Source organism: Priestia koreensis (assembly GCF_001274935.1).
Classification (GTDB): Bacteria; Bacillota; Bacilli; order Bacillales; family Bacillaceae_H; genus Bacillus_AG; species Bacillus_AG koreensis.
In genome coordinates this window covers 29,134-51,951 of sequence record NZ_LILC01000015.1, presented here as the reverse complement: position 1 = coordinate 51,951, position 22,818 = coordinate 29,134, and the positions used below count along the sequence as shown (strand labels likewise).

At 39.4% G+C, this 22,818-nt stretch carries 22 protein-coding genes and 4 tRNA genes; 5 read left to right on the top strand and 21 right to left on the bottom strand.

Annotation, left to right across the window (positions count from 1 at the left end):
• Positions 1–16: 16 nt before the first annotated feature.
• Together AMD01_RS12840 and AMD01_RS12835 are read right to left on the bottom strand one after the other, a co-directional pair.
• A complete protein-coding gene (locus AMD01_RS12840) occupies positions 17–1,366 on the bottom strand; it encodes an FAD-binding oxidoreductase (RefSeq protein WP_053401827.1) in 1,350 nt (449 codons plus the stop codon).
• Positions 1,367–1,449: 83 nt separating this feature from the next.
• Positions 1,450–2,004, bottom strand: a complete 555-nt coding sequence (locus tag AMD01_RS12835) for a GNAT family N-acetyltransferase (RefSeq protein WP_053401826.1) — start codon at positions 2,002–2,004, stop codon at positions 1,450–1,452.
• 211 nt (positions 2,005–2,215) lie between these two features.
• Between AMD01_RS12835 and AMD01_RS12830 the strand changes: the two genes are divergently transcribed.
• Positions 2,216–3,214, top strand: a complete 999-nt coding sequence (locus tag AMD01_RS12830; protein ID WP_053401825.1) for a tRNA dihydrouridine synthase — start codon at positions 2,216–2,218, stop codon at positions 3,212–3,214.
• Between the two features lie 108 nt (positions 3,215–3,322).
• Here AMD01_RS12830 and AMD01_RS12825 read toward each other — a convergent pair whose 3' ends face one another.
• Positions 3,323–4,381, bottom strand: coding sequence for an NAD(P)/FAD-dependent oxidoreductase (locus AMD01_RS12825; protein ID WP_053401824.1), 1,059 nt, complete (start codon positions 4,379–4,381; stop codon positions 3,323–3,325).
• Positions 4,382–4,673: 292 nt separating this feature from the next.
• On the opposite strand from AMD01_RS12825, the gene AMD01_RS12820 reads away from it, so the two are divergent.
• From AMD01_RS12820 to AMD01_RS12805, 4 genes are all read left to right on the top strand, one after another.
• The gene (locus AMD01_RS12820) at positions 4,674–5,519 is read left to right on the top strand and encodes an ABC transporter ATP-binding protein (protein WP_053401823.1); all 846 of its coding nucleotides are present in this window, start codon (positions 4,674–4,676) and stop codon (positions 5,517–5,519) included.
• On the top strand, positions 5,470–6,390 hold the full coding sequence (locus tag AMD01_RS12815; protein WP_053401822.1) for an iron-hydroxamate ABC transporter substrate-binding protein: 921 nt from the start codon (positions 5,470–5,472) through the stop codon (positions 6,388–6,390). The genes AMD01_RS12820 and AMD01_RS12815 overlap by 50 nt, the downstream gene beginning before the upstream one ends.
• Positions 6,391–6,491: 101 nt before the next feature.
• Positions 6,492–7,502 (top strand): FecCD family ABC transporter permease, encoded by a 1,011-nt coding sequence (locus tag AMD01_RS12810; protein ID WP_053401821.1) that lies wholly within the window; start codon positions 6,492–6,494, stop codon positions 7,500–7,502.
• Positions 7,499–8,503 (top strand): FecCD family ABC transporter permease, encoded by a 1,005-nt coding sequence (locus AMD01_RS12805; protein ID WP_053401820.1) that lies wholly within the window; start codon positions 7,499–7,501, stop codon positions 8,501–8,503. The genes AMD01_RS12810 and AMD01_RS12805 overlap by 4 nt, the downstream gene beginning before the upstream one ends.
• A gap of 64 nt (positions 8,504–8,567) precedes the next feature.
• Here the strand turns inward: AMD01_RS12805 and AMD01_RS12800 are convergent, their stop codons facing one another.
• The 18 genes from AMD01_RS12800 to dnaB all read right to left on the bottom strand — a co-directional run bounded on the left by AMD01_RS12800 (position 8,568) and on the right by dnaB (position 22,797).
• Positions 8,568–9,239, bottom strand: a complete 672-nt coding sequence (locus AMD01_RS12800) for a DUF3600 domain-containing protein (protein WP_083446541.1) — start codon at positions 9,237–9,239, stop codon at positions 8,568–8,570.
• Entirely contained in the window at positions 9,232–9,756 is a 525-nt protein-coding gene (locus tag AMD01_RS12795; RefSeq protein ID WP_053401819.1) for a sigma-70 family RNA polymerase sigma factor, read from the bottom strand. Before AMD01_RS12795 ends, AMD01_RS12800 begins: the two co-directional genes overlap by 8 nt.
• 256 nt (positions 9,757–10,012) lie before the next feature.
• The gene (locus AMD01_RS12790) at positions 10,013–10,600 is read right to left on the bottom strand and encodes a histidine phosphatase family protein (RefSeq protein WP_053401818.1); all 588 of its coding nucleotides are present in this window, start codon (positions 10,598–10,600) and stop codon (positions 10,013–10,015) included.
• Positions 10,601–10,722: 122 nt separating this feature from the next.
• Entirely contained in the window at positions 10,723–11,118 is a 396-nt protein-coding gene (locus tag AMD01_RS12785) for an NUDIX domain-containing protein (protein WP_053401817.1), read from the bottom strand.
• A 273-nt stretch (positions 11,119–11,391) separates the two neighbouring features.
• Complete coding sequence (rlmH, locus tag AMD01_RS12780; protein WP_053401816.1) at positions 11,392–11,871, bottom strand: 23S rRNA (pseudouridine(1915)-N(3))-methyltransferase RlmH; 480 nt, start codon at positions 11,869–11,871, stop codon at positions 11,392–11,394.
• Between the two features lie 93 nt (positions 11,872–11,964).
• A complete protein-coding gene (locus tag AMD01_RS23525; protein ID WP_083446540.1) occupies positions 11,965–12,120 on the bottom strand; it encodes a CxxH/CxxC protein in 156 nt (51 codons plus the stop codon).
• 102 nt (positions 12,121–12,222) lie between these two features.
• Positions 12,223–13,431 (bottom strand): S1C family serine protease, encoded by a 1,209-nt coding sequence (locus tag AMD01_RS12775; RefSeq protein ID WP_053401815.1) that lies wholly within the window; start codon positions 13,429–13,431, stop codon positions 12,223–12,225.
• A 140-nt stretch (positions 13,432–13,571) separates the two neighbouring features.
• Positions 13,572–14,366: an MBL fold metallo-hydrolase gene (locus tag AMD01_RS12770; protein ID WP_053401814.1), complete on the bottom strand. Its 795-nt coding sequence runs from the start codon at positions 14,364–14,366 to the stop codon at positions 13,572–13,574.
• A 17-nt stretch (positions 14,367–14,383) separates the two neighbouring features.
• Positions 14,384–15,178 carry a two-component system regulatory protein YycI gene (locus AMD01_RS12765; RefSeq protein ID WP_053401813.1) on the bottom strand — a complete coding sequence of 265 codons (795 nt, stop codon included), beginning with the start codon at positions 15,176–15,178 and terminating at the stop codon, positions 14,384–14,386.
• A complete protein-coding gene (locus tag AMD01_RS12760) occupies positions 15,165–16,493 on the bottom strand; it encodes a YycH family regulatory protein (RefSeq protein WP_169775962.1) in 1,329 nt (442 codons plus the stop codon). Before AMD01_RS12760 ends, AMD01_RS12765 begins: the two co-directional genes overlap by 14 nt.
• A gap of 35 nt (positions 16,494–16,528) precedes the next feature.
• Positions 16,529–18,346 (bottom strand): cell wall metabolism sensor histidine kinase WalK, encoded by a 1,818-nt coding sequence (gene walK, locus AMD01_RS12755; protein WP_053401811.1) that lies wholly within the window; start codon positions 18,344–18,346, stop codon positions 16,529–16,531.
• A gap of 5 nt (positions 18,347–18,351) precedes the next feature.
• Positions 18,352–19,059 (bottom strand): response regulator YycF, encoded by a 708-nt coding sequence (gene yycF, locus AMD01_RS12750; protein WP_053401810.1) that lies wholly within the window; start codon positions 19,057–19,059, stop codon positions 18,352–18,354.
• 245 nt (positions 19,060–19,304) lie between these two features.
• Positions 19,305–19,377, bottom strand: a tRNA-Phe gene (locus AMD01_RS12745).
• A gap of 70 nt (positions 19,378–19,447) precedes the next feature.
• Positions 19,448–19,523, bottom strand: a tRNA-Asp gene (locus AMD01_RS12740).
• A gap of 29 nt (positions 19,524–19,552) precedes the next feature.
• Positions 19,553–19,627: transfer RNA gene (locus AMD01_RS12735), tRNA-Glu, on the bottom strand.
• A gap of 15 nt (positions 19,628–19,642) precedes the next feature.
• A tRNA-Lys gene (locus AMD01_RS12730) sits at positions 19,643–19,715 on the bottom strand.
• A 196-nt stretch (positions 19,716–19,911) separates the two neighbouring features.
• Entirely contained in the window at positions 19,912–21,201 is a 1,290-nt protein-coding gene (locus tag AMD01_RS12725) for an adenylosuccinate synthase (RefSeq protein ID WP_053401809.1), read from the bottom strand.
• A 228-nt stretch (positions 21,202–21,429) separates the two neighbouring features.
• Positions 21,430–22,797, bottom strand: a complete 1,368-nt coding sequence (gene dnaB, locus AMD01_RS12720) for a replicative DNA helicase (RefSeq protein ID WP_053401808.1) — start codon at positions 22,795–22,797, stop codon at positions 21,430–21,432.
• Between the last annotated feature and the right edge of the window lie 21 nt (positions 22,798–22,818).

Genomic DNA, 22,818 nt, shown 5'->3' with positions numbered 1-22,818 from the left:
GCGGCTTTTTTCAACTTCATCTTAGACCTTGAGGAAAACGGAATACGTTATACGGATCGTATCTACGGTTTATCCGTTCTAATCGTTCAGCATTCTCTCCAAAGTATTCACGCTCATAATTTTGAAGGTTGCTGATGGGGAAATTAACATAGGAACCTTCTGTAATGCTTTTAATGTATTCAAAGCGTTCTCGTACCCACTTTTGATTGGCTGAGGCAGCGCTATTTTTGACCCAAACTGACTGAAATCCTAGGATATACCGCGCGTTTCTATAATAAAAGGCTGTGTCGGTGCTTCCAACTTCCTTTATTGCTCCTCCAAGAGCGTAAAAGGAAATCGCAGCATAGACAGATCCTTTAGCAGGTTGTTGGATGAGCTCTGTAATTGCTTGAAGTTCTTGTTTCGAATAATGTCGTTGCACAAACCGTCCGGTGGATTTAAATTTTTCAGACGGTGGATAGGTTTCCTCAATCTTTTTAACAGCATCAAGAAAAGGAAGCTCTTCTAATTCGAGTCGAAAACCTTCTACTTTCATAAAAGGCTCTAAAAGCTTCCTCGCTCTATTTGGTGAACCATAAAAGAAGCCGTTAGCGAAAATACCCAACCCTTCTCCGTCTGCACTATAAAAGCTTGTGACGAGCGTCATACGTTTGTCCAAGGTAGGCAACCACTTTTGCCAGATGTCCATTACCTTCTCTTGCTTTTTCTTCGTTGTTCCGACATAGAAGAATCGAACGAGGGTGATCGGTTTTGTTCGCGGTTTTGGTAACTGAAAGGTCATGCTTACGACTACACCAAAGTTTCCGCCACCAGCACCGCAACAAGCCCAGAAAAGATCTGGATGACAGTACCTACTGGCTTTGATGATGCCTCCTTCATAGTTGATTAGCTCTATTTCTAGCAATCTATCGCACCCCAAACCATAGCGTCTGCTAGAAAGTCCCCAGCCTCCTCCAAGCGTGAATCCTGACACACCAACCGTCGGACACGTTCCGCCTGGAAACACATAGCCTTTTGAACCAACAAAGTGATATACTTCTGTATTTTTAGCTCCTGCCTCCATTGTTAGGCGGTGGTGCTTCTTGTCCAGTGTTAGTCCATTTAGTCGACTAATATCAATCACCAGCACAAGATCACCTATCGAATACCCTTCATAATGATGGCCTCCTGAACGGATACGAATGCCTACACGACGTCTTTGCGCCCAACAAATCGCATTCACAACATCCTGTTTTCGTTCACAGTACACAATTACTAACGGGTACTTTTGAATAGCTCGATTCCATTCCTGACGAGAGGATTCGTAGTTAGGATCGTTTATCGTGACTACTTCACCTGTTAAACCCTTTAAAAAGAATGAGCTCATTTAGATAATCCCTACCTCTATTTTCAAATCAAAAGTAATCGTTTTTGTACTATTCTATTCCTAAAATAGAGATTGGTTCGGGTTTATTCAATGTCACACTCTTTTAGCACATACCCCATCTCAATCCGAACTTCCCTATTTTGGATGTCGTGATTGGCATAAGAAATGGTGTTCAAACCGACTGGTTCAAATCCATTTCTTATATAAAATTGGATCGCAGGATAATTAGACGTTTGAGTTTCCAATATGATCGACCTCACTCCTAGCGTAATAGCTCGCTGCTTTGCGAATTGGATCAGGCTTTGACCGATTCCGAGCCTTTTAAACGCAGACTCTACATACAAATCATGAATTAGCAATGTATGATTCCATTCCATTTCTTGAATAACCATAATAGCTGCTTCCTTACCTTCAAAAAAAGCGATGTAGACCTCTGAACCATCTTTATGAGGTTGAAAAATGTCTTCTTCTAGCTCTTTTACGAAAGGGGCAGAAAATCTTTTTTCCTGCATCGAAAAACACCATCCGTTTCCTATTTTTTCAACCTTCACTTCATAATACTGATCTGATGTATACTTATAATGAACGTTCTTTCCTTGAGGATAATGTTCTTTATGAATTTGTTGAATTGTAATCATGTTTTTCTCCCCTTGTTTATTTAGCGGGGTAGATGGATATTTTGTTAAAGAGTAGCGATCAAAACAAGTCGTCCACTTGCACTTTTTGGTTAATACTATTAAAGTATATACTGGTTGAAATTCATTCTAAAAGAGAATGGATAGGACTACAGATTTTTTCACTTTTTAATTTTGGGAACCTGTTTCCCTTAAAGAGAGGGTTTACTATATTATGAAAGATAATTTTTGGCATGAGTTGCCTCGGCCGTTCTTTATTCTGGCACCGATGGAAGCCGTGACCGATGTGGTTTTTCGTCATGTCGTGAGTAAAGCAGCGAGACCTGACGTATTCTTCACAGAATTTACGAATACAGAAAGCTATTGTCATCCAAAAGGACGAAATAGCGTACGTGGACGCTTAACGTTCACAGAAGATGAACAACCAATGGTTGCGCATATTTGGGGAGACAAGCCCGAATACTTCCGTGAGATGAGCATTGGGATGGCTGAGATGGGATTCCGCGGAATTGACATTAACATGGGTTGCCCCGTACAGAACGTGGCGGCAAATGGTAGAGGTTCTGGACTAATCCGTCGCCCTGATGTGGCTGCTGAAATCATTCAAGCTGCTAAAGCAGGCGGTCTTCCTGTAAGTGTGAAAACTCGTCTTGGATATACAGAAGTAGAAGAATGGCATGCATGGTTACGACACATTTTAGAACAAGATGTTGCGAACCTTTCCATCCACCTTCGCACGCGTAAAGAAATGAGTAACGTTGATGCTCACTGGGAGCTTATTCCTGAGATTAAGAAGCTTCGTGATGAAATTGCTCCTCAGACGCTTCTGACGATTAATGGAGATATTCCTGACCGTGAGAAAGGCCTTGAGCTAGCAGAGAAATACGGAGTAGATGGGATTATGATTGGACGCGGCATCTTCCACAATCCGTTTGCATTTGAAAAAGAGAAGAAAGAGCACGGTAGCCAAGAACTTCTAGATCTTCTAAGACTACAGCTTGATCTTCACGATAAATACTCAAACGAATTAGAGCCTCGTCAATTCAAACCACTGCGCCGCTTCTTTAAAATTTACGTTCGTGGATTCCGCGGAGCTGGTGAACTAAGAAACCTTCTAATGGAAACGAATTCCACAGATGAAGTTCGTACTCTTTTAGACGAATTCACCGAGAAATATGGCGTAAAAGAAGAAGAAGGATTTTCTGTTTCATAAATAAGAAAGCGAGAAGAGCATACAGGCTCTCCTCGCTTTTTTGCATTTAGATCAGTAAATGATCTTGTTTATTCAAATATTTTATATATAAAGTTTCCAGCCATCTTTTTAGGATTGTCCCGCCATCATTTCTTTAATTAATGCTCGGTTTCTCTTTTTGAAAACTTCATTATGCGAAGATACCATGGCGAACTTTTGAGCCGTTGGTTGAATGTACTGCTTTGCTTTATTGATGGCGCTGGCAGCATCTTGGAAACATCCTGCAATTAAGTGTAATTTGCCTTCATAACTGAGAATGTCACCAGCTGCATAAATACCTTCGATAGAGGACTCGCTATTAGAATTACCAGCGATATAATAATCGTTTGCCATCTTTATCTGTAACTCACTATTTTGGAGCAAGCTTGTATCTTGTTCGTAGCCATGATTGATAATCACATCGTCAATATCAAGGTAAGTAGTCTCACCCGTTTGTTGATCCGTCAGCTCCACTTTTTTAATTTCTTCGTGATTCTCGCAGGCGATGAGCTTTGTAATGCTCGTTTGTGGGAGACAATGGATTGAGCTATTTACTAACTTTGTGACCTGTGCCTCATGACCAGATAGATTTTCTTTTCGATAGGTAATGTATACCTTTTTAGCAACCGCCTCTAGCTCATTTGCCCAGTCAATAGCCGTGTTTCCACCCCCTGAAATAATCACGGTTTTATCCTTAAATTTCATAAGTGACGTAATTGTATAATGAATGTTCGTGACCTCAAATCGCTCAGCTCCTTCAATTTCAAGCTTCTTAGGATTTAAAATGCCACTTCCTACAGCAATAACCACTGTTTTTGTATAATGTTTTCGGCCAGATGTTGCTTGTAACAAGAAAGTTCCGTCTTGATTACGGGATATTGACTCTATTTTCTCATTTAGCACAACTGTCGGATCAAAGGTCAAGCCTTGCTTGACTAGATTCTCCATTAGCTTTGCGCCTGAAATAGGCGTTACTCCTCCAACATCCCAAATCATTTTTTCTGGGTAAACGTGAATTTTCCCACCAAGTTGGGGCTGATATTCGATCAACTTTGTCTTCATCTCTCTTAATCCGCTATAAAAAGTAGAATATAGCCCTGCTGGCCCTCCACCAATAACCGTCACATCAAATAAGTCCTGTTGGTGCATTCGCGTTCACTCCCTAATTTAATTCTCAAATGATTATCATTATCAATTGTAAGTGATTAGTCTTGTTTTCACAATAGCTATTTTTCTAAAAACCGCTTCCCCTTTATTACAAGCTACAAAAAATGTTATAGCGAAATCATATTAAACTTCCTCTCCTGCCTTACATTTTTCGTCATTTATTTTTATTGACAACTGTAAAAGTTAACTATATATTTAGATAGATAACTGATATCGATAATCATTCTCACTTATGATGTAATATATATTTTTCAATTATGGGGGGTCATAAGAAATGCTTCGCCTGTTAACGAATGACTTGAGTGTTGGCTATGGAGAACGTTTAATTGTTAACAACCTTAGTGTAACGATTCCAGATAAAAAAATCACAACCATCATTGGATCCAATGGTTGCGGAAAATCAACCTTATTAAAGGCTATTACGCGCATTATTCCACATCAATCAGGCTCAGTACTTCTAGATGGAAAAGACATTGCTAAAGAACAGACAAAAGCTTTGGCGAAGAAAATTGCCATTCTCCCACAAACTCCTGAAGGTGCTGCTGGGTTAACAGTCGGTGAATTAATATCATATGGACGTTTTCCGCATCAGACTGGGTTAGGTCGGTTGACGAAGAAAGATTACGAAGTTATTGATTGGGCGCTAGAGGTCACTGGTACCTCAGACTATAAATATCGTCCAATCGATGCCCTGTCAGGAGGTCAACGTCAACGTGTTTGGATTGCCATGGCTCTGGCCCAAGAAACAGAGATTATTTTTCTTGATGAACCAACAACGTATTTAGATATGGCTCATCAACTAGAAGTTTTAGAATTACTACAAACTCTAAACAAGGAACAGAATAGAACCATCATTATGGTTCTACATGATTTAAATCAAGCTGCTCGTTTTGCTGACTACATCATTGCCCTAAAAGACGGTGAGGTTGCAAAAGCGGGAACTTGTGAAGAAGTCATCGTTCCTGAAGTACTGCGAGATGTTTTTCAAATCGATGCTGTAATTGGGCGTGATCCAAGAACAGATAAACCAATGTGTGTTACCTACAATTTATTACGAGGAGAAAATGATGATGAAGAAACTATTAGCCCCACTCTTTCTACTGCTCATTCTTATTGTTAGTGCATGTGGCAACGACAACATAAAAACAGAAGATAACGGATCTAAAGATAAAGAATCAAAAACCATTACATATCAATCAGAAACAGGACCAGTCAAAGTCCCCGCTCATCCAAAGAGAGTAGTTGTGCTATCAGGCTATACTGGAGATGTTTTAGATTTAGGCGTTAACGTTGTCGGTGTAGATACTTGGTCTAAAAACAATCCAACCTTTAAAAAACAGTTGAAAGACGTTGAAGAGGTTTCAGAGGATAACCTTGAAAAAATTATTGAGTTAAATCCTGATTTAATCATTGCATTATCAACGGTCAAAAATGTAGATAAGTTAAAAGAAATTGCACCTACCGTTACGTATACATGGGGAAAAGTAGATTATTTAACTCAGCATGTTGAAATCGGAAAGCTGCTAAACAAGGAAAAAGAAGCTAAAGCGTGGACAGAAGACTTTAAGAAGCGTGCAGAAACAATCGGGAATGATATTCGAGCAAAAATTGGCGAAAAATCAACGGTATCTGTTATTGAAGCATATGGAAAAGATCTTTATGTGTACGGAAACAACTGGGCACGTGGCACAGAAATCTTATATCAAACAATGAAGTTAAATATGCCTGAAAAGGTAAAAAAAGATGCATTAAAAGCTGGGTATTACACACTATCATCTGAAGTCCTTCCAGAATACGCAGGAGATTATGTCATTTTAAGTAAGTACTCTGATTCCAACACATCGTTCCAAAATACAGACACATATAAAAACATTCCTGCTGTTAAAAATGGACACGTTTTTGAGATGCAGGGTGAAGGTGCTTCCTTTACTGATCCCATCACTCTTGAAAAGCAACTTACATTCTTTAAAAAAGCATTTTTAGAAAACTAACATTTTAAAAACAGCGTCTTGAAAGGGATGACCGAAAAAGGATCTTATTTCCTTTTTGGCCATCCCTTTTCTCATGCTAGGAAAGGAGAGTAATGAGCTCAATGACAAATAAAACTCGATCTTCTACTTCATTTATCATTACTTTTTTCATGGGAATTATCATTTTTATCGGCATGTTTTTTATCGCAATGGCCTTTGGAGCGGCAGATGTAGGAATGAAGGATGTATGGTTGGCGCTTACGTCTTCTGCCACTAGTGATCATATCTCCATTATCCGTGATATTCGATTGCCCCGGGAAATAGCTGCTATTTTTGTCGGCGCGGCTCTAGCGGTTTCTGGTGCAATTATGCAAGGAATGACAAGAAATCCACTTGCCGATCCTGGCTTATTAGGTTTATCTGCCGGCGCTTACGTTGCCCTGGCAGTTACAATTGCCTTTATGCCATCTGCTAATTACTTTTTGACCATGGTTGCTTGTTTTATTGGGGCGACAATTGGAGCTCTTTTGGTTTTTGGAATTGGGTCCATGAAAAGAGGCGGATTTTCCCCCCTTCGTATCGTTCTAGCAGGTTCAGCTGTTTCTGCCTTTTTATATGCGATTGCAGAAGGACTTGGCCTTTACTTTAAAATTTCGAAGGATATCTCAATGTGGACAGCTGGAGGAATGGTTGGAACGACCTGGACTCAGCTAAAAATTATTGTTCCTTTTATCGTGATTGGAATGATCATAGCCATTTTTCTGTCCAGACAGCTTACCATCCTAAGTCTAAATGAAGAAGTTGCGGTTGGATTAGGTCAGAACATCATAAAAATTAAAATCCTTCTCTTTATTGTTATCATCATTCTCTCAGGATCTTCTGTTGCTCTTGTTGGGAATATGACGTTTATTGGACTAATGATTCCTCATATCGTTCGAGCCATTGTTGGAACCGATTATCGCTTTATTTTGCCCATGTCCGCAACTGCTGGGGCTACTTTTATGCTATTTGCTGATACCATTGGCCGTACATTGAATGCGCCTTATGAAACACCTGTTGTAGCAATTGTGGCTATGTTAGGCTTGCCATTCTTATTGGTTATTGTTCGAAAGGGAGGAAACGCGCTCTCATGATACATCCATCATTAATTAAAAAACAGCGGATGATCTTATTGATTTCTCTACTCCTCATTATAGCTACGATGATTGTGAGTATGGGAATAGGATCTGCTAGTTTAGCATTTGATCGACTCATTCAAACTCTAATAGGTCACGGAACCTTTAAAGAAGAATTTATCTTATATTCGATCCGATTGCCTCGAATACTCATTACTCTGCTAGCTGGGATGGCACTTGCTTTATCAGGTTCTATTTTGCAGGGAATTACCCGAAATGATTTAGCTGATCCTGGTATTATTGGCATCAACTCCGGCGCTGGGGTTGCTATTGCCGTTTTCTTTTTATTCTTTCCGGTTGAGGCTGGTTCATTTGTGTATATGATTCCTGCTGTTGGATTCGTAGGTGCAATTATAACGAGTATTCTCATTTATTTATTGGCCTATAAACGAAATAGTGGACTGCAGCCTGTAAGTCTAATCCTTATTGGCGTTGGCTTCTCCACAGCGCTGTCTGGGGCTATGATTGTCATCATCTCCTCCGCTGATCGGACAAAAGTTGACTTTATTGCTAAATGGTTAGCAGGAAACATTTGGGGAACAGACTGGCCGTTCATTTGGGCGCTTCTTCCTTGGTTAGTCATTCTTATTCCATTCACCTTATACAAAGCAAACCGACTAAATCTTTTAGGATTAAGCGAATCTGTTGCTGTTGGAGTTGGGGTTTCTATCGAAAGAGAGCGAATAACTCTACTTCTAACAGCTGTTGCATTAGCCGCTGCATCCGTTTCTGTCACGGGAGGCATTACGTTTATTGGACTAATGGCACCACATATCGCAAAAGCATTAGTCGGGCCAAGAAACCAGCTATTTATCCCGGTTGCCATTTTACTTGGCGGTTGGTTATTATTAGTCGCCGATACCATCGGACGAAACATTATTGACACCACCATACCTGCTGGAATTATGGTTTCGTTGATTGGCGCACCTTATTTTGTTTATTTGTTGTTGAAAAAGTAACCTCACTGAAGGGAAGAAACGACAGACGTTTCTTCCCTTTTTATAGTGGTTTTTTCTGCTTACTTTATTGAAGTTGTTTATTATCTACATAACTAATAAAATCTCGTGCTTTAGCAAATTCACTTTGTAAATTTGAAGGGATATTTTCAGTGTCGTTATTGCTTTTTGCTAATATTGTTTCATACGTCATAAGTGCATGAATATAGTTCTCATATTCTTTAGATGTTAAGACTTCTTTACTTGATTTTAGCCCGTTCAATTGGTCAAAATATGGCTGTATTTCAAACATTACTTTCTTAATTTCATCGATCTTTGTAGAAGGAACTTGAGAATAATCGATATTACCATACTTATTTCCGTATTCAACTTTAGAAGCAGTAACTACTTTTAGTAACTCTTTGAATTGGTGAAACTCTTTCTGCTTCATGTCCCCCTTCGCTTGAGTTAATTTAGCATCTACCAGCAAATATTTCTCCATCGTGACGCTAGATATATGTTTTTTTACTTGTTCAAATGAACCATAAAATTCATCTGTAATAAGTGTTTGATAAGCAAAGGCACTTGTTGGAACAAGTAAGCAAGCTGCTAAAATGGCTGATACTAAACGTTTCTTTACGTATACTTTTATTTTAGCTTCCATTTCAGACTTTGCTTTTTTCACACCTAGTTTACTTCTTTCATGAAGCTCCACAGGAATGTCTATTTGTGCTAACTCTTGTTTTAGATTGTTACTCATAGTTACCAACCTCCTTAAAATTTTTACGAAGTTTATTTAATGCACGATATAACGTAGATTTCGCCGTTCCCAGTGGGATTTGTAGTAATTCGGATATTTCTTTTAAGGTATGGTCATGGTAAAACTTTAACAAAATAACGCTTTTCTCCTCTTCCTGCAAAGTGTTCATGAGTTCTTGTAATGATAATGAAAGTGAAAGATCTTCTTCCTCTGAAGTAATAAGCACTTCAAATTCTGGTTTTAGTTGAATAACCTTTTGGTTCTTTTTTATTACGTTTATTGCACAATTGATCGCTATTTTCATTAGCCACGTTTTAAAATATTCTGGCTTTTGCAATGTATCGATCTTTTTAAATGACTGATACGCTACTTCTTGAACGATATCTAAAGCATCGTCTTTATTCTTTACGTAAACATAAGCCGTTCGATAAATATCCTCTTCGTATTGTTGGAATAACTTCAAAAATGCTTTGTCATTACCTTTTTGAGCTTTTATCACTAAACGTCTAATAGTCATTCACCCTCTCTTGTTTGTCCTCTACCTATTAGACAAACAAAAGTTTAGTTTGGCTCAAATTTTTTTCTTATAAATAAAAAAACGTCCAAATCTTGGACAATTTTGGCGTGCTGGTTGTATTCATTCGACATTTCCTATTACATAAACTGCTTGAAATTACCTATGTACGTATTTATATAAGTCTCACCAGAATGGTTCAAAGTAAAAAAAGGCATTGCAAATTAACCCCTACCAACGCCTTTTTACTAAAAAATACTTATCTTAGGATAATATTCTCCTGTCCCCACAGTCGCCTAAACCCAACCAACGTAAACTCAGAATCAATGGTCAGTTTATATATATCTGGTTTTGTCGTGCTGTGCCAAAAATCAACGTCATATTTTTGATCAAAATAGCTAAGGATACACGTCATGATATTACCGTGTATACCGACAGCCACTCTTTTCCCTTTATACGTTGAAACAAGATCTCTTAACCCGCTTATTCCGCGCTCTTGAACCTCTCTGTTAGATTCCCTACCAGGATATTTAAACTCGGGATGATCAAATACATATTTGACTACTTCTAAATGGTTGTCAAAATGATAATCTCTTGCTGCTAAATCTCGTTCTCTAAACCGTGTATCTACTTCTATTTTCTTATGTATATGTTTTGATAATCCTTCTACTGTTTGGATGGCTCTTACATATGAGCTTGAAACAATATGGTCAATATCCTCTTTTACAAGGATTTCCGTAATTTTTTCTGCGTCTTCCCAACCCTTTTCAGATAACTCCCTCGTTTCTTCGTTTTCTAACGAAAAAACAGAATGAGCGTGCCTTACAAAATAGATCTCCGTTTCCATCTCTCCACACACCTATTGCTAAGACCTCTTGCAGTATTTTTCAATCAACATCATCCCTTAATAAATGAAAGGAAGCTTTATTCTTATAACTAAGTATGAAAGTCACTTCTGTCTATACTACTTCATAACTTTTTAGTGAGTTCCAATGCTTGTATTACCCTAGAGACATGTAAATCATCTTCCATCGATTCAAGCGAGTGCCATTTTACCTCAGATAACGTTTGGTGATCTTCAGCTTCCGGATCATAGCCAAGTACAGGCAAATTATCGTTAACTATGCGTGCTAAAAAACACTTTTCTTCTCCCAAACTGTATGTTCCTGTGAACAAATATCTGCTTATTTCTACATCCAAATTAACTTCTTCTTTTACCTCTCTTACAGCTGCATCTTCAAATGTTTCCCCGTCTTCTAAACCACCACCAGGTAAAGTCCAAAACGTTTTATCTGGATATACCTCTTTAACCATTAGGATGTGTTCATCTTTAATAATTGCTGCGCATGCTCTTTGTCTATTCATTGGATAGCTCCCTCTCCTTGTGTATGAAATTACTTCTGTTTTTAACAACTTCAATTGCTATGTTTTATTAATAAAATTGAGCCTACATTTGCTTTTTTATTGATATGAAAGTATCTAAAATTAGTTCTACAAACTGGTATAAAAATCCTTTTAAATGCCCTTTTCTAAACTCTCTCCTAGATGGAATGGTCGCTAATGGAGAATATTGAACAAAAAAGAAGCGTCAAAGATATTTGGGTATCTTTAACGCTTCTTAGAATACTAACTATGTGTTTATTTATGATACGGTTCCCCACGATTAATCCGAAATGCACGATATACCTGCTCGAGCAGGATCAGTCTCATGAGTTGGTGTGGGAAGGTCATGCGGGAGAAGGAGAGGGCTGCGTTTGAGCGCTTCATAACTTGGTCGCTTAGGCCTAGGGAACCGCCAATGATAAATGCAACCTTACTCTTTCCATATGTAGCAAGCTGGTCGAGGTCTTTGGCTAGTTCCTCTGAGGATTTAAGCTTTCCTTCAATGGCTAGGGCGATTACGTGTGTGTCATCGCTGATCTTCGCAAGAATGCGTTCTCCCTCTTTTTGCTTTACCTGCTCCATTTCTGCTTCACTTAAATTTTCTGGTGCTTTTTCGTCTGAAAGTTCAATCACTTCGACTTTTGCATAGGTAGACAGTCTTTTTAGGTATTCGGAAATACCTTGTTTTAAATATTTCTCTTTTAATTTCCCGATCGTAATAATGGAGATATTCACAATCCACACCCTTTAAAAATTGATTTACAAACACGTTATCCACAGTCTTTATCCACATATCCACAGAACATATCCACATCTTGTGTTCGAATGTTAGTTCCCTACAATATATACAGATTTATTGTCGCAATATTCACATGTGGATATCTCATCTTCTCCTGTTTTCTCTAGGGTCGGGAACGTTTCGCTTTCATCAACCATTACATCTAACGCTAGTTCTACGTGTTCTTCGCAGCATAAAATTTTCACTTTTTTCACCTCACTTATCCACAGTACTTTTAGCCTTATCCAGAAAGAAAGAACCGTTCAGCCAATATGCTGAAGAACGGTTCTTCATTTTTACATTCTAACTTATAGTGACTCTTTGATTAACTTCATTGTGGTGGTTTGTTTTTTACCATCACGATAATACGTCACTTTGAGTTTATCTCCAACTTCTTTTTGATTATACAGGACTTTTCGTAAATCAATAATGTTCGAAATTGGTTTGCCGTCTAGCTCAACAATGACATCATATTGTTTCAAACCTGCTTTTGCAGCTGGTGAAGAAGGTTCGACATCGATGACTGCTACACCCTTGACCACGTCTTTCGGCAATTTCAATGTTTCACTTAGGTGATAACTTGAGATTTCATCCAATGAACGAGAGGAAATTCCCATATACGGGCGACGTACTTCCCCAAATCGTTCTAAGTCATTAATCACTGGTCGAACGGAATTCGCTGGAATGGCGAGACCAATTCCCTCAACTTCCTCCTGAGCAATTTTCATCGAGTTAATTCCTACCACATCACCTTCAATGTTCACAAGTGCTCCACCGCTGTTACCAGGGTTGATGGCTGCATCCGTTTGAATAACCTCTGACTGCCAATCCGCTACCCCGTCACCGTTCAAATCTTGCGGGATAGCGCGGTTTGTACCAGATACAACACCTTGTGTGACAGATCCAGCAAATTCAAGACCTAATGGGTTCCCAATCGCTACGACTGGTTCACCGCGCTTTAGTGAATCAGAGTTGCCAAACGTCGCTACCTGTTTCACATGTTTGGCATCAATTTCTAATACTGCTAAATCAGTCAGTTCATCTGTTCCTAGCAAACGTGCTTTTACGCGAGTACCGTCGCTCATGCTTACCTCGATTTCGCTTGCACCTTCTACTACGTGGTTATTGGTCGCAATAAATGCTTTATTACCAGACTTTTTATAAATAACACCAGATCCCGTACCCGCTTCAGAAGATTTCCCACTATCCCAGAAGCTGCTTGATTTCTGTATATTTACTACGCCGACAACTGCATTATCGACCTTCGACACGGCCTTTGTGATATCACTCGTGACGTTCACAGAAACCGTCTTTTGAACGCCTGCTACTGTATTATCGCTTTGTTGAAGATCATTTTCTGAAGAAGTAGAAGGTAAAATTCCCCGATCTACTAGTGCTGGATACACCAATAAAATAATTAATGCACCGATAATTGCGCCGATCAAACCTGAGAAAAAGGCCCCTCTTTTTCTACGTGGTCGTCTTTGCTCTTGGTATTCGTCGTCATAATAGCCCACTCGTCTCATCCATCCTTTCCCTATACTGCGTTGTATTATAAGATCATGTAATAAGCTGAGCCCTCTATTATAGACTATTATACCCAATTCACTTTAAAATTCTAATTTTTAGCACAATGAACGTCCAAATTTTTTATCTGCTAGATGTAAACGAGCGGCGAAGCATTTTTCGGGTCTGTATCATACAGCTCAATTTGCTCACCGATTTCGAATCCTCTTTCTGTTAGGACTTGTTCCACTGACATGCGGGCTAGATCCTTCATGTTATTATCCTGACTAAGATGAGCCAAATAAATGCGCTTTGTCTGGTCACCAATAACGTCCGCTAAAGCAAGTGCCGCATCTTCATTTGATACGTGTCCCACATCGCTTAAGATACGACGCTTGATGCTCCACGGGTACCTTCCCATTCGAAGCATCTCAACGTCATGATTGCTTTCAAAAATGAACATATCGCTATCTTTAATAACGCCTTTCATGCGGTCACTCACATAACCGGTATCTGTGATTAACGTAAGTTTTTTACCATCTTGATGAAAGGAAAAAAACATTGGCTCTGCTGCATCATGAGAGACACCGAAGGACTCTACGTCCAAACCGTTGAATGATTTTGCCTCTCCAACATTAAAAACGAACTTTTGATCCGGATGAACCGTACCAATTAGTCCTTCCATCGCCTGCCACGTTTTCTCGTTCGCATAAATCGGTAAATCATATTTGCGTGCTAACACACCTAATCCCTTAATATGATCACTATGCTCGTGCGTAACTAAAATCCCTGAGAGATCTTTGATGTTGCGATCAATTTGTTGGAACAAGCCTTCCATGCCTTTACCGCTTAGTCCAGCATCGACAAGAATCGAGCCCTTCTCATTTCCGACAAATGTTGCGTTACCCGTGCTTCCGCTTGCGAGCACACTAAAGTGCAAGCTCATGTTACTCACTCCAATAATTAATTAGTCTTTCCTTTTACAATGTCTCCTTCAAAAGCGTTCATGAAATATTGGTCCTTCTTGTTCACAACGATGTGCCAAGCCGGAATTAAAATTTGCATTTGCGCCTCATCAGAATTTGCGATCACTGGGGAGAAATTGTAGTATCCTAATTTAACAGTGGTTATGTTGCTGTCAGGTTCAATTTCTTTATTTAAGTACAGGTTTTCAAGCACCTTAATCGGCTGCAGGATATCCTTATCAACCTCGATCTTATCCTTTACATCTAATAAAGTTTGCTCATAACCTGTCATTTCATTCTTATCATTAAGGTGAATAATGAGCTTCCCACCTTCATTGTTATAAATCGTGGCATCACCGATTTTTTGATAGCAAATAATCTGTTTTAAATCTTTATCCACATTCCATCGAATATAGGAAGAGCCCTTATAAATGTAATCTTTTAAAAATTGATTAAAGCGAAACGTTGCATTTGATCCGGAAATTGGAATCGACTTATTGAACGTCCCTTGAAGATGTGTCGCATCTAGCAACATGATCTTTTGATCCTTAAGACCATCTAGTTTGGTGTTCGTAAAATTATAATTGGTCACTCCTACGTAGCTTTCCTTAGAAGGTGGTGTCGGAAGATCTCCATATGTAATGTGATCATCCGCTAACAGCTCCTCAATACTTGCTTCCGTAATTGGATCAAGCTGACTACGTTCCTTTTTTTGATAAAGCTGAAAGCCAAGAAAAAGATTGAGAATCAGGAAAGTAATAATGAATGTATTTTTCGTTTTATTCCAATCCATTCGATGCACCTCCTGATTCCTTCAGACTTTCAACCTTGTTCCATTTGCCTTTGTATAAATAGAACCAAGCCGGTTGCAGGGCAATGCGACGCACCCCTAAACTGTCATTCTGTTGCTGAGGAACCAGTTCGTAACCAATCGCAATGTCTTGCAGCTGTGATCTATCTAGGTTTGGAATCTTCTCCACAGACTTAATAATATCTAAGCCAGATGAGAGTTTTACGGGAAAACTACCTGACGATGTACGGGAAATTTTATAAATAGGCCGGCGGTATTTGGCAACCTCTGCTTTCCCCCACTTCTCGTAGATCTCCGTTGTTGTTGGCGCACTCGTTGAAAAGACGGGATAATTATTCTCATGAAGCTGATACATAACCTCGCGCTTATCCGGATTCCATTTTGAAAAATAATAGGCGTCTGTCCAACCGCCATGATCATTAACAAAGTTGAAGCTCCGTTTTAAAATGCTCGTTACTTCAATAGCCTCGCTGTTAGATGTCCCTAAATTCGCCCAGTTGGCGTATTCAATTACGTCTTGATTACCGACGAACGCGAGAACGCTTGTCCCGTCGGTGTAAAATTCTTCGTTCGATACTTTTTCTTTCTTTACGTACGTTGGATTACCGAATAAAACGTTTTTGAACTTATCCACATCTAGAGGACTGCTATAATACATCAGGCTATCAAGCGTAACGGACTGCTTCGGAAGATAGATGTACTTTCCGTCACGAATTTTATACTTCGTATAAGGGGCGTACAGACTTTGCATTTTCTCTGCCTTTTTGTCAAAATCATGTTGCAAAAAGTTAGAGACAATCGCAACAAAGATTTGATGTGTCTTTGTATCCACAAAATAGGCATTAATAGCGGACTGTCCTCTTTTTTCTTTAAGAAAAATACGATTAAAATAAAAGTCAGGAACTGATTTACCCTCGACTTGAAACATATCCTTGAAGGCTTTCATGGAGATATTATCTGGATAAATCAATTCAATCGCGTTATCCATATGTAAAAAAGAGTCGAAGTCATTTGATGGAACATTTGACGTATAGTTATAGACATTCGCAAACTTCCATGTTTTGACTTCGTTTAGCCAATTATCGATGTTTTTTTCGATCGTTGCACCATAGTCCGAACCATTTCCATGATAAACGACTTGTGAAAACTTAATATGATCGATCAACTCTTTTTTTGATGCACTTTTCACTGGACTTACATACGTTTCATTTTGTAAGTATTTATTTTTTTCAAGTATTTTGTAATGAGGCTGGTACGTCCAGAGATTCCACGTTAAGACCAAGCTTAGTACTACCAAAAACAACAAAAGGAACGTTTTAAGCTTTTCGTATCTTATTCCCATTCGTCTTCGCGCTCACTTTCGACAGGAAGTGTGAAGAATATAATGGTTCCTTGCCCATCCTTACTCTTCGCCCAGATTCTTCCACCATGGGCTTGTACAATTTCCTTCGCGATGGCAAGACCAAGTCCTGTTCCGCCAAGCTGTCTTGATCGAGCCTTATCCACACGGTAAAAGCGATCAAAGATCTTCGAAATATTCTTCTTCGGAATTCCCACACCTTCATCTTGAACGCTTAAAATAACGGTCTCATCTTTTAATTTCAATGAGAACGTAATCGTACCGCCTTCTGGTGAGTACTTAATTGCGTTGGAAATAATGTTATCTAGAACCTGTGTAATTTTATCTTGATCAATTGATACATAGATTGATTGCTTCGGAAGCTTGCGAATAAACTTGATCTTCTGTTCTTTCGCCATTTCAAATCGATCAATAGTGTAATTGTATAACTTCACTAAATCGATGATATCCGTCTTAAAGCGATAATCCTTGCTATCAAGTTTTGACAACTGAAGAAGATCGTTTACGAGGCGAATCATTCGTTCCGTCTCTGTTTGTGTTACTTGTAGAAATCTCGGTGCAATATCTTGATCCTGCCAAGCACCTTCAGCTAATGCTTCTAAGTAACTTCGCATTGTTGTAAGTGGCGTACGCAGCTCATGTGATACGTTCGCAACGAATTCGCGGCGTTCTTGGTCAATTTTCTCCTGCTCAGTAATATCGTGTAGTACGATAATTAATCCGTTTACGAAGCCCGTATCCTTTTGAATAGAGGAAATCGTTGCACGGAGAATAAAATATTTATCCTTGTTACTAAAATCCAAAATGAGCGATTCTTGATTTTCAAGGAGACTTTCGAACGTATGCGTTCCCTCGAGATTCAATAACGAAATGATCGGTTCAGACAGTACCGTTTCACGGGAAACATCTAACATCTCACTCGCAGGGTCGTTAATAAGAATGACGCGGCCTTTTCGATCTGTTGCAATTACGCCGTCTGTCATATGGGCAAGCACCGAGCTTAACTTCCGTCTCTCCCCTTCTGTCGTCGCCTGGGCTTCTTGAAGCTTTCTCGTTAAGTTGTTAAACGTAAGAGCCAGCTGACCAATTTCATCATAGCCATATACTTTAGCTTTCCGAGAGAAGTTACCTTTTGCCATTTCAAGGGCTTGTCGGCGCATATCAGACATAGGTCTTGTGATCGTCTGTGCCAGGAAAATACCGAGTAATGCCGTAATCACAAGGGCGATCATCGTTCCTGTTGTGAAGATGCTATTAACCTCTTTTATTTGAGCGTATACGGGCTCCATGTTGGCCGTAAGGTATATTGCCCCTACAATTTCATCCTGTGACTTTATAGGCGCAATAAACTCCCTTACACGCATTCCTTTTGCTACTCTTGTTCGTTCTTCTGTAGCACCATACAGAAGTGCCCTCTTAATGGACACATCCGTTGTTTTTTTTCCAACTACGTATTCAGGGTGATCACTTGAACTTCCTAAAATTCGGCGGTTTGGATCAATTACCCGTATTTCCGTAATATCTTTTGATAGAGAATCTTTTAGCACATCGCTAATATCACTCTCAAGCGGGGGAGAATTCTCGTCTCGCTTCTTTTGCATTTCCTGGTCAATACTATATGAAAGTAAGTTGACGCGCTCATTAACAGAGGTCGAGAAGTTATTAATTAACTCCTTTTCTAATTCGCGTACAAAATACACGCTCATAATCTGCATGGCTAATAAAATAAGCAATACATAAATTAACACGAACTTAAAATGAATTGATTGAAAAAAGCGTACTTTCTTCATTTGCTCTACTCCTGTTCAGGATTTCGCAGGTAATAACCTACTCCTCGTCTTGTTACAATCCACGTAGGATGACTAGGATTATCCTCTATTTTCTCACGAAGTCGTCGTACGGTTACATCTACTGTGCGAACATCTCCAAAATAGTCATAGCCCCATACTGTTTGCAGCAAATGCTCACGTGTCATTACTTGACCGATATGCTTCGCCAAATAATGAAGCAATTCAAATTCACGGTGAGTCAGCTCAATTAAATCGCCGCGCTTTGAAACAATATACGCATCAGGATGAATGACCAATGAACCGATTGTAATTTCATTTGTTTCATTCTCATCTTCTGCTGTTGCCACCTGTTGATGACGACGAAGATTCGCTTTGACACGCGCGAGTAGTTCACGTGTGCTAAAAGGCTTCGTTACGTAATCATCAGCACCTAGCTCTAGCCCCAATACTTTGTCAATTTCAGAATCCTTAGCTGTCAGCATAATAATTGGCATATCATATTTCTTACGAATTTCACGGCAAACTTCCATTCCGTCACGCTGAGGAAGCATGATATCTAATAACACCAATTCTGGTTGAATTTCTTCTAATTTCTCTAATGCTTCAACGCCGTCATATGCGCAAAACACTTCGTAACCTTCTTTTTGTAAATTGAACTTCAAAATATCAGCAATTGGTTTTTCGTCGTCAACCACTAATATACGTTTATCCATGTTATCGTTCTCCTTTATCTTTTAAACGAAGAATTTTTGGTACTCATCCTATCTATTATACTTGAAAAGAAAAGAAAGTTCATGATTCTACTTTATAACATATATAGGTAAATCTGAAAAACCTCTACCAACGTGCTAGCGGTTATTATGGATTGTACAATTAATTATCTCGTTAAGCAAAGTAAATTCCAGTCTTTAGGCAAAATAAAAACTAGAGTTCTAAAACGAACTCTAGTTTTTTTGGATGGCTCGGGACGGAATCGAACCGCCGACACAAGGATTTTCAGTCCTTTGCTCTACCGACTGAGCTACCGAGCCATAGTTATGCGTGACTATGTCTATTATTTACTATACCATAACTTTCTTTTAAATCAATAAAAGAAATAAATGGCGGTCCCGACCGGGATCGAACCGGCGATCTCCTGCGTGACAGGCAGGCATGTTAACCGCTACACCACGGGACCTTAAACATCATTAAGCTATTAAAATAACATGGTGACCCGTACGGGATTCGAACCCGTGTTACCGCCGTGAAAGGGCGGTGTCTTAACCGCTTGACCAACGGGCCAGTTAAATTTAAAAGTGAGCCATAGAGGATTCGAACCTCTGACCCTCTGATTAAAAGTCAGATGCTCTACCAGCTGAGCTAATGGCTCATATGTATCTTAACGACGTTTTTTATAATAGCAGATATTTTTTTATTGGGCAATAGTTTTTTCAAAAAATGTTTAAAAAAAGAATTTTTTGAAAAAACATAAAAAATGCTTAAAGCTGACTGATGGTGTTTGTACCTGATGTCGAGTCGCAGCTTTAAGCATTTTATGATTATACAAAATCCATTTTACCCTACAATTATACGCGGTATACGTTACGGATTACGTTTGTTTGAGAACGATCTGGTCCTACCGAGAACACAGAAAGTGGAATACCTGTTAATTGAGATACGCGCTCTAGATAATGGCGAGCATTATCAGGAAGTTCATCAAGAGTTTTCATACCTGTAACGTCTTCTGTCCATCCTGGAAGCTCTTCGTATACTGGCTCACATTGAGCTAATACTTTTAAGCTAGCTGGGAACTCTTCTAGGATTTCCCCTTTATAACGATATGCAACACAGATTTTTAACGTTTCAATACCTGTTAATACGTCAATTGAGTTTAGAGATAAATCTGTAATTCCACTCACGCGACGAGCATGACGAACCACAACACTGTCAAACCAACCTACACGGCGTGGACGACCAGTTGTTGTACCATACTCACGTCCTACTTCACGAATTTGATGACCAATTTCATCGTTTAATTCCGTTGGGAACGGACCATCACCAACACGTGTTGTATAAGCTTTTGACACACCCACAACATGGTGAATTTTCGTAGGACCAACACCAGAACCAATTGTTACGCCACCTGCTACAGGGTTTGAAGATGTAACGAATGGATATGTTCCTTGGTCGATGTCGAGCATAACGCCCTGTGCACCTTCGAATAAAACGCGTTTTCCTTCATCAAGAGCATCGTTTAAGACAACGGACGTATCGCACACATACTTCGCAATTTGTTGCCCGTATTCATAGTACTCATCAAGAATGTCTTCAATTTTAAAGCCTTCTACTTCATAGAACTTTTCTAAAAGACGGTTCTTTTCTTCTAAATTACGCTCTAATTTTTCTTTGAACACTTCACGGTCTAATAAGTCTGCAATACGAATTCCCATACGTGCTGCTTTATCCATATATGCAGGACCGATACCTTTTTTTGTTGTTCCGATCTTGTTGGCACCTTTGCGCTCTTCTTCTACTTCATCTAATTTTAAATGATACGGAAGAATAACGTGTGCACGGTTACTGATTCGAAGATTATCTGTTGTAACATCACGCTCATGCAAACCACCTAATTCTTTTACAAGCGCTTTTGGATCTACGACCATTCCGTTTCCGATAACAGAAATTTTATCTTTATAGAAAATCCCGGAAGGAATTAAATGCAATTTATACGTTTCGCCATTAAATTTGATTGTATGACCTGCATTGTTACCACCTTGATAACGAGCAATCACCTCTGCATTTTCAGATAGAAAATCAGTGATTTTCCCTTTACCTTCATCTCCCCATTGAGTTCCAACAACAACAACTGAAGACATTCTAAAAGCACCTCCGCTTAGTAAACTACTGCTTACTACTTCATGTTTTCAACGTTATTAAGTGTATCAATTCACTACAGTAAAGTCAACCAAAATCCGAACAATTAATTAATAATTAATATATACGTTCGTATTATTATGATTATTATTTCCTAAACGGGTGCAGAATACACTCGTTTTTCACCATCAAAAAAAAAGCGACCTCCTGTGAAAAGAAGGTCGCTTTCTCTATGCACCTGGTGGTGGCATACTGGCGTCATCAAAACGCCGCTCAAGGTTAACGAATTTATTGTATTCCTTAACGAAGGCCAACTGTACAGTACCAACAGGGCCGTTACGTTGCTTGGCGATAATAATCTCAATGATATTTTTATTTTCACTTTCTTTATCATAATAGTCATCACGATATAAGAAAGCAACAATATCCGCATCCTGCTCAATACTCCCCGATTCACGGATATCTGACATCATCGGACGCTTGTCTTGACGTTGTTCTACGCCACGAGATAGCTGTGATAAGGCGATAACCGGCACTTTCAATTCACGCGCGAGCGCTTTAAGAGAGCGGGAAATTTCCGATACTTCCTGCTGACGGTTTTCACCGCTGCGGCCGCTACCTTGAATCAATTGTAGATAATCAATTAAGATCATTCCTAAACCGTGCTCTTGCTGAAGACGACGGCATTTAGAACGAATTTCACTAATACGAACCCCTGGCGTATCATCAATGAAAATACCTGAGTTTGATAGGGAACCCATTGCCATCGTAAGTTTTCCCCAATCTTCATCTGTTAATGAACCTGTACGAAGATTTTGTGCATTAATGTTTCCCTCTGCACAAAGCATCCTCATGACAAGCTGCTCAGCACCCATCTCCAGACTGAAGATCGCCACGTTCTCATCCGTTTTGGTTGCAACGTTTTGCGCGATATTCAAGGCAAAGGCGGTTTTACCTACTGATGGACGAGCTGCTACGATAATTAAGTCATTTCGTTGAAACCCAGCAGTCATTCGGTCTAGCTCAGTGAACCCAGTCGGAATTCCTGTGATGTCACCTTTTCGATTATGAAGCTGCTCAATATTATCGTAGGTTTGTACTAAAACATCTTTAATGTTCTGAAAGGAGCCCGTATTTTTCCGCTGAGAAACCTCTAAAATACTTTTTTCAGCTTCATTTAGTAACGCATCTACCTCATCTTCTCTTGCATAGCCCTCAGAAGCAATATCTGTTGCTGTTCGGATTAGACGACGAAGAATGGACTTCTCCTCAACGATTTTGGCGTAATATTCGATGTTGGCTGCAGTTGGAACAGCGCTCGCCAGATCACTTAAATAGGATACGCCTCCAATCTCCTCAAGAAGCTTCTGATCCGCTAATTCAGAGGTAACCGTGACAAGGTCAACCGGCTCCCCCTTGTCTGATAAGCGAAGCATATAGTTAAAAATCTTCTGGTGAGCAGCTCGGTAAAAATCTTCTGGAATAAGCATTTCAGAAGCCTGCGTCAGTGAAGATGGTTCAAGAAAAATAGCCCCTAAAACTGCTTGTTCTGCTTCTATATTCTGGGGCGGTAGACGATCAGAAAAAACATCACTCATATCGATAACGCCCCTTTACTG